The organism is Syntrophobacterales bacterium (genome assembly GCA_031274925.1).
Lineage (GTDB): Bacteria > Desulfobacterota > Syntrophorhabdia > Syntrophorhabdales > Syntrophorhabdaceae > PNOM01.
The window spans coordinates 46,328-54,672 of sequence record JAISPL010000015.1; the positions used below are offsets into that span (position 1 = coordinate 46,328).

Sequence of the window (8,345 nt, forward strand, 5' to 3'; positions counted from 1 at the left end):
GCAAGGACAAATGCACTTTTCGATTTCCCTCGTCATGACAAAATCTTGCAGCCAAAAAGACTTCAAAGGGATGGGGTGAGTAGATGAAAAAGATTTGTATTCTTCTGTGCGCAGTGTTGCTTATATTTTCATGTTCTAAGAAAGAGGACGGGAAGGTTCTTGTGACAATTGACGGAGAAAAAATCACTCTCAATGAGTTCAACAATGCGCTCGACAAGATACCTATGAATATGAAAATGCTTGTCGCTACAGAAAGCGGCAAGAGAACCTATCTTGACAATTTTATTACCAAAAGACTGCTTCTCAGGGAGGCCAAGAAAGAGAAAATGGACAGCGACAAGGAATTCCTTGAAAGACTTGGGGAGATTAGAGATCAGCTCCTCATGGAATCCTTGCTGAAAAAGAAACTCACCCTTGAGGGAAAGGTGACCGATGAGGACTTAAAGCAATACTACGCCTCTCACAAGGAAGAATTCAAAAAAGAAGGTGAGATCAATACAAGGCATATTCTCCTGAAGACGGAAGACGAGGCTAAGCAGATACTTGTCAGACTTCAAAAGGGAGAAGACTTTATCGAACTTGCCAAACGATATTCTATTGATCCCAACGCGAAAGCATCCGGCGGAGAAATAGGATTTCACCCCAGAGGGTCCCTTCTCCCAGAATACGAGGCCCAGGCTCTGAAATTGAAAAAAATTGGACAGATAAGTGGTATCGTCAAGACCAAGTTTGGCTACCATATTATACAGCTGGAAGGTATAAAACCGTCGGCTTACGTGCCCTTCGACGAGGTCAAGGAATTTGCAAAACAGCAGATGGGGCAGGAAAAACAAAAAGAGCTTTTCGAACAGTATGTTCAAGACCTCAAGAAATCCTCAAAAATAACGATAAACGAGTTGCTGCTGAAGACTGAAGATAAGCCTAAGGCGACATCGCCTAGCGAGAAACCGGAGACAAAACTAGAAGAAACCGCCGGGCCTCAGAATGAAGAAACAAAACCAGTGGCTAAAGAAGATAACCAGGCGGAACAGAAGAAAGACGCGGCGAAGTCTGAAGGCAAGCAGGAAAAGTCTGCAGTGAAGGAGGAAGGACAACTAAAAAAATGAGTATTCTCTTATCGGTCTTCATAGCTCTTTCTCTGTTTTGGCCTGCCTTGTCCCAAGGAGAGGTAATAGATAGGGTGGTAGCAATCGTAAACGATGATATTATTACGCTCAAGGAGACCGAAAAATACGTTCCTATCGAGAAAAAAGACAAATTCGTGTCGATAAACGAATACCTGCAGGGCCTGAGACTGAAGGAAAAAATGGATTTCATGATTGACGACTTGCTTATCAGGCAGCAGGCAAAAAAACTGAACGTTTTTGTATCAGATAAAGACGCCGATGCCATAGTAGACAATATAAAAAAGCAGCACCTTATCACGGAAGAGGATCTGAAGCAGCAGTTGGCAAAAGAACATATCAATTACACTGATTTTTATGAAGGCTTGAAATCGAATCTTCTTCGCACGAGAGTCCTTACGCGTATCATTTCCCCTGACGTGACCATCACGGAAGCAGATTTGAAAGATTACTACAACAAACACCTGGATGAATTCAAAGATGAAGACTACAAGTTGCAGCATATTTTTATATCAGGGAAAAGATCTGATATAAAGGACCGAGCCATACGAGCATACAACCTCCTTAAAGAAGGAGAGTCTTTTGAGGCAGTGGCCAAGGAGTTCTCGGACGACCCGTCAGCCGATAATGGCGGCGATATAGGGTTTGTCCGGAAAGAAGATCTTGTCCCTGAATTCAGGGGAGCAGTCACTTTTCTCACCCCGGGAACATACAGCAAGATCGTACAGTCGGCATACGGAGTCCATATCCTGAAGCTTATTGAGGTGAAGGCCGGCGGCACATTACCCTACGAGGCAGTCAAGGTACAGATTCAGGAAAAGATCGTTTCAGATTTGTCCCAGAAGAGATATAAAGAATTTATCGAAAAGTTAAGAAAATCATCCTATATTGAGGTAAAGATCTGAAAAGGATCGCGATCACGATGGGAGACCCCGCCGGCATAGGCGGAGAAATCATTCTGAAATCTTTACCCCATCTCCGTAAAGACAGCATCCCCGTTGTGATCGGGGATTTTATTGCAATGAAAGCCCACGCCGGCTCCATTTTTGGTGATACCGCCCTTCCGTTCAAGGATTTCGGAGAGGGCCGCACCGGTGACGCAGAATTCATAGACTTATCGCTTATTGACAAAATAGAATTCGGCACAATCAGTGCAATGTATGGTGAAGCTTCCTACAAATATGTCATCGAAGCTCTCAAGTATGTCTTTTCCGGAGAAGTTGCCGCAGTTGTTACCTGCCCGATAAGCAAGGCCGCCCTTCGCTTGGCCGACGTTCCTTTTGCAGGCCATACCGAACTTCTCGCTCATTACGGCGGTACAGAAGAGTATGTCATGATGATGGCAAACAGGGATATGAGGGTCTCCCTCGCAACAATCCACATTCCCTTAAAAGATGTGCCGGAAGCACTGAACGCCAATGAGATCCTGAAAACAATCTCTATAACTCACCGTTCGCTGAAAGAATATTTCGGCATCAAGAACCCCTCCCTGAAAGTCTGCGGCCTAAATCCACACGCAGGGGAACAGGGTTCCATAGGCGTCGAGGAGAAGTTTATAGAAAAAGCCGTTACATTCGCACAATCCCAGGGCATTGATGTAAGCGGTCCTTTTTCGGCGGACACCCTTTTCTACCATAAGGATTGCGATGCCTTTGTAGCCATGTACCATGATCAGGGACTTATTCCGATAAAGACCGTCGATTTTGCAGGAACCGTGAATATTACGTTGGGACTTCCCTTCATACGTACCTCTCCTGGCCATGGCACAGGTTTCGATATTGCAAGCAAAGGGCTAGCAGACCCAACCAGTCTGGTAAGGGCCTACCGTATGGCCGAGAAAATGATAACCCGCCTCGATTAGAGGATTTCTATGGATTTATTCGACTATATCCCACCCGATCAACCGACTGGAAAACCGCTTGCAGATAGGATGCGGCCGCGGACTCTGGAAGATTTCATGGGGCAAGAGCATATTCTCGGAGAGGGCAGATTGCTCAGACGCCTCCTTGAAAAAGGAGATATACCATCCATGATACTCTGGGGACCGAGCGGCGTAGGGAAAACGACTTTGGGATGGTTGATGGGACGCTACATGAAACTCCCCTTCATCACCCTGAGTGCCGTAAGTATCGGCATCAAAGAGGTGAAAGAAGTAATCCGGAAATCCAAGTTCCATAAGATCATCCTTTTTATCGATGAATTTCACAGATTCAATAAACTTCAGCAAGATACATTCCTCCCTCACGTTGAAAACGGGGACATTACCCTCATCGGCGCAACCACGGAAAATCCCTCTTTCGAAATCATTGCCCCCCTTCTTTCAAGGATGAGGGTACTTACCCTTAATCCTCTGACGAAGGATGACGTGACGGCAATTCTCAGAAGAACATTGAAGGATGATCAGGAGCTTAAGACCGCCTCTCTTTGGATAGAAGAAGATGTCATTTCGGAGATTGCAGCCCTTTCGAATGGAGACGCCCGAAGAGCCCTCAATCTTCTGGAGTTATGTTACATAATGGTACGAGAGACTGGCGAAAAAAAAGAGGGGATCACTCACGCCATCGTGAAGGAGGCTTATCAGAAAAACATCGCCGTATACGACAAAAAGGGTGAAATGCACTATGACCTAATAAGCGCCCTTCACAAAAGTATGAGGGGTTCCGACCCAGACGCGGCCCTTTACTGGCTTACCCGAATGATTGAAGGAGGCGAAGACCCTCTTTACATACTGAGAAGGATGGTCCGGTTTGCCTCAGAAGATGTGGGCAATGCAGACCCTGCAGCTCTGACTCTTACCGTCTCGGCAATGGAGGCATTCAAATTTATCGGTCCTCCGGAGGGACTCTTGGCACTCGCACAGGCGTGCATTTATCTCTCCCTTTGCGAAAAAAGCAATGCGGTGTATGTTGCATACGGGGCTGTACGATCGGATATGAAGACTCTTTCTGAATATCCTGTACCCATGCACATAAGGAATGCCCCAACGAAATTAATGAAGGAACTGGGCTACGGTCACGATTATCTATATCCTCATGATTTCGAGGATGCCATCGTGAAACAGGATTACCTGCCTGAAGAACTACGGGGCAGGCAATACTACCATCCTACAGACAGAGGATACGAAAAGCAGTTAAAGGTATTTCTGGAAAAAGCAAGAAGAATGTTCAGAGGGGATTAGGCAGTGTCGACGCTTTCATCCGTCAAGGAGTCTATCGGCAAACCGATGTTAAAATTTAACATTATCGGCATCGCATCCAAATTATATACTTGAAATATAAAAAATCTCAAATCGGTTAATGTCATGGCGGACGGCCAGATTCAGTTTCTCTTATCCTATTTGCTGGTTGGTATGAAAATACTCTTTTTACCTTAAACGGGAATTTTTGCAGCATTCTTGCTGTCAAGAAAAGACAGACCGCGATTTTATGATTGACGTTGCATGGCGGGAAAATTTATTATTCTTTTTGATCAGTATAATCGGTACTTTTAGAAAGCGAGGTATCAGACTGACTTGGGTAAGCTCTTCGTCCCATACAGCAACGACTTTGAGATAAATTACGATACCATCGACTTTGAAAACTCACACAGGGTGGTGGAGATCTGGTAAAGATAAAGGAGATAGCCGAATTCGCCGAGGTCGATCCCTGTACGGTTTCCGACCTCCTTCTCTGCCATAGCCAACGGCTCGTGAGTATTGTAGAGGCAAACGACGAGGTCTCTGTTGCCAGACGGGCGGCGGGAGGAACCGTCCTGGCCGCAATGGCGGCCTTGTCCGGCCGACCGGCCTTTGCGCTCATACAACCTCCGGGCCATCATGCCGGCTATGATTTTAACGGCGGCTTCTGTATTATTTAACAACATGGTAATTGCCCTCAAGAAGCTGCTATCGGAAGGGCTCATCCGAAACGCTCTTGTCGTGGATATTGACCTTCACTATGGAAACGGAACTTTCGACATAGTCAAAGATGATGACAGGATTACTTTCAGGAATATTCTCGCTACCTCCAGAGAACAATTCTTTAAAATTTTTGGGGATGCACTTAAGGATGCTGCATCATTCGACCTCGTCGGGTGCTCAGCAGGGTTCGACACATATATAAAAGACTGGGGCGCCATGCTTCTCACTGATGATTACAGGAGGATAGGAAATCTCCTCGTTTCATCGAATCCGCACGTCTTCTCCATTCTTGAGGGGGGCTACTACATAGAGGACCTTGGGATAAATGTCCTTTCATACCTGAAAGGCGTGCAGGAAGCTTGTTCATAATCGTAGTTCTTTCTTTCGTCGCAGGTATTTACCTGGAGGCCGTGTATCCCTGCCCGCCGGCCCGCCTGTTGCTCATCATTCTCGCGCCCCTTCCTTTCATCCCTTTTCTGATCCCCAAAAAACCGACTCTCGCTTCCAGCCTCATGGTCGTGTTATTTGTATTGACTGGGATGCTGCGCCTCGCGATAGTGACATCGAGTCAGACATACGTTGTCTTTGAAGATCAAAGCGAGGTCTATGAAGGAGTCATCGTTGAACAATCTCCAAACACAAAGGTCGTAAGAATTGAAAAACCCCTTGATTTTCGTGGCATGAAGGTTATATTCAGAACAACGGACCGGCTCCGGATAAACGACAAGATAAAGGTCTTCGGGCAACTGAGAGAAATGGCTCTCACGCACAACAACCCTTCACTCATTTCATGGAAATGGACCAAGAGACTCGAAGGGATATCCCATGAAATACGAGGTACCATTATTGCAACCTCTCCTGGCACGAATTTGATTCACTGGTGGAGGGACTTTCTGAGCAGGAGGATCGAGGCATCCGGTGCCGCAAATCCGGGTATCATCAAGGCACTCACGGTCGGTGATACCACAGGTATCAATGAGGAGACAAAAACCCTTTTCCAAAAAACAGGGACATCTCATATTCTTGCTATCTCTGGCTCGAATATAGGCATAGTTACCGGCTTCTTCTTCTTTATCACCCGCGCTCTAATACGAAGGTCATCCCGACTAAGACAAAGGGGGGATGATATACGGTACGCCGCCCTCTTATCAATACCTTTTGCCTTCGCATTCATGCTTACAGCCGGATCAAGTATCCCTACCATCAGGGCCACGATTATGATCACCGTGTTTATGATAGGCCTCTTTTCAGAGAGAGGCAAACATATGATCAATACCATCGCATTGAGCGCTCTCGTCATCCTCCTCATATATCCTCATTCCCTTTTCTCACCCTCCTTCCAGCTTACCTTTATGAGCGTGTTGCTTATCGTGATATGCTCGGAGCGGTTCTATCCGTTAAGGACTGAGAGCAAGATCCTAAGATGGTTTGCCTCATCCATCCTAATGACAGTGGCCGCGACCATCGGTTCTATGCCAATCGTAATATATCATTTTTACGGGTTTAATCCCTTTTCCATAGTTTATAATCTGATTGCAGTGCCTTTGATGTGCGTCATTGCCATGCCTATAAGCCTCTTGGGACTCGTTCTTCCATGGGGTGAATATCTCCTCCGATTCTCTGGAGTTGTGTTAGACTTCACAGTACATACTCTCGAATATCTGAACACCGGCTACATCTATCCCGTAGTCCGCCCTACCCTATTCGAATGCCTGCTCTATTTCTCTCTTGTTCTCCCTCTCTTTTATGTCAAAAAACGCATCGTCCTTGCCGGTCTCGTCTTCTTCCTGATCCCCAGCGCTTTGGGGTATTCCTGGTACACGTACCTTGAGAGGTTTCATAACCGGACTCTCTGCATTCATTTTATTGATGTGGGACTCGGGGACGCAATGCTCGTGGAAGCACCTAGAGGAATACGGATGCTAGTGGATGGAGGCGGTGGGTACAGAGATAATAATGACGTGGGCACATCAATCATTACCCCCATACTCCTTTCCAGGAAGATCCAGACCATCGATTACGTCATAAATACTCACCCACACGGTGACCACATAGGCGGACTGCTTGCCGTGCTCAAATCTTTCAGGGTAAAACATTTTGTCACAGGGGCTTATTTCGGGAAAGAAACCAACTTCTTAGATCTTCTCGTCTTGTTAAAGGAGAAAGGTATACCCCTCGAAATCTGGAAGAAAGGCGAACGGTACGCCTTCAAGGAAAATATGGAAATTGATGTCCTCAATCCGGGAAAGGATATTTCTTCCGACAATCCGAACAATGCTTCTCTCGTCCTGAAACTGACCCATGGAGATAATTCCTTTCTTCTCACCGGAGACATTGACCGTCAAGTCGAGGAAAAACTCATCCTCACCGGCACTCCGGTCCGATCAAGGGTAATCAAAATACCTCACCACGGCAGCCACTTTTCGAACTCCATCTCCTTCGTCCAGGCAGTCAAACCCGACATGGCGGTGCTTAGCGTAGGTAAAGGCATCAAAGGTTTGCCGGGAGATGGTGCCCTCGACACCTATAAAGCCCTTTCCGTGCCTGTGTTTCGGACAGACCAGCATGGTCTCATCAAGATTTGCTCGGACGGCAGGGGCTTGACTTGCAAAATTTTAATCCATGACACCGGCAAAATGGCTCCATACTCCTCACCTTAGCTCTCCAGGCGCCTAAACTTTTTCATAAAGGGAAGCAAATATACTCCGTTCTCGCTGCCCACAAGCTCATCTGTTTCAAAGTGAGCCATAAAAGATTATGCTATGGGGTAGTGCATCCTCTAACTCCATACCTTCCGATTCTGCTTCTCTCGTTTATGATCACTCTTTTCTTAGTCTCGGCGATCATTCCGCCGATATATTTACCGCCATATACAGACTGTAAATACCTCTCTTGTCGCAGAAGTCGAGGCCGAAGGTGATGCCTCCCCGCCATATTGGCAACGATCCATGGTTCCCACAATGCTGCTCCCCCTCTGTCGTCAAGAGGGCCGCCACGGTTGCTTTGAGATACCTGATCAGGTTCTGCTCCTCCCGGAGAGATCCGCACTCCTGCTCTTTTGTACACCCACCACTCTTTGTGTAAAGCAAGTTCTCGCTCTGCTTTTCATGATCATGATTTAAAATACCAAGCCCTTTCTTTACCTATTATACCAATTTGACATAACGTATACTTATTATATAATGCAAGCAACGAGAATAGAGAGGAGAATATTTACATAGCGATATATTTATAATACACCTCCTCTTATTGGAGGTGTATTATGCCGAAGTGTAAGAATTACGACTCAGAACGAACTATAAAAAATGGAATAGTAAGGGGTA

6 protein-coding genes and 1 pseudogene are annotated in these 8,345 nt (G+C 46.2%); 6 read left to right on the plus strand and 1 reads right to left on the minus strand.

Annotated features, from left to right (window positions below; genetic code table 11):
- The first annotated feature begins 83 nt into the window (after positions 1–83).
- From LBQ00_02965 to LBQ00_02990, 6 genes and pseudogenes are all read left to right on the plus strand, one after another.
- On the plus strand, positions 84–1,106 hold the full coding sequence (locus LBQ00_02965; GenBank protein ID MDR2017827.1) for a peptidylprolyl isomerase: 1,023 nt from the start codon (positions 84–86) through the stop codon (positions 1,104–1,106).
- A complete protein-coding gene (locus tag LBQ00_02970) occupies positions 1,103–2,029 on the plus strand; it encodes a peptidylprolyl isomerase (protein MDR2017828.1) in 927 nt (308 codons plus the stop codon). Before LBQ00_02965 ends, LBQ00_02970 begins: the two co-directional genes overlap by 4 nt.
- A gap of 17 nt (positions 2,030–2,046) precedes the next feature.
- Positions 2,047–2,985, plus strand: a complete 939-nt coding sequence (pdxA, locus tag LBQ00_02975; protein MDR2017829.1) for a 4-hydroxythreonine-4-phosphate dehydrogenase PdxA — start codon at positions 2,047–2,049, stop codon at positions 2,983–2,985.
- Positions 2,986–2,994: 9 nt separating this feature from the next.
- Positions 2,995–4,302, plus strand: coding sequence for a replication-associated recombination protein A (locus LBQ00_02980; protein ID MDR2017830.1), 1,308 nt, complete (start codon positions 2,995–2,997; stop codon positions 4,300–4,302).
- A 509-nt stretch (positions 4,303–4,811) separates the two neighbouring features.
- Positions 4,812–5,391 (plus strand): annotated as a pseudogene (locus LBQ00_02985) (histone deacetylase family protein).
- Positions 5,382–7,682 carry a DNA internalization-related competence protein ComEC/Rec2 gene (locus LBQ00_02990; GenBank protein MDR2017831.1) on the plus strand — a complete coding sequence of 767 codons (2,301 nt, stop codon included), beginning with the start codon at positions 5,382–5,384 and terminating at the stop codon, positions 7,680–7,682. The pseudogene LBQ00_02985 and the gene LBQ00_02990 overlap by 10 nt, the downstream one beginning before the upstream one ends.
- A 183-nt stretch (positions 7,683–7,865) precedes the next feature.
- Here LBQ00_02990 and LBQ00_02995 read toward each other — a convergent pair whose 3' ends face one another.
- Entirely contained in the window at positions 7,866–8,111 is a 246-nt protein-coding gene (locus LBQ00_02995) for a hypothetical protein (GenBank protein ID MDR2017832.1), read from the minus strand.
- Positions 8,112–8,345 lie beyond the last annotated feature (234 nt).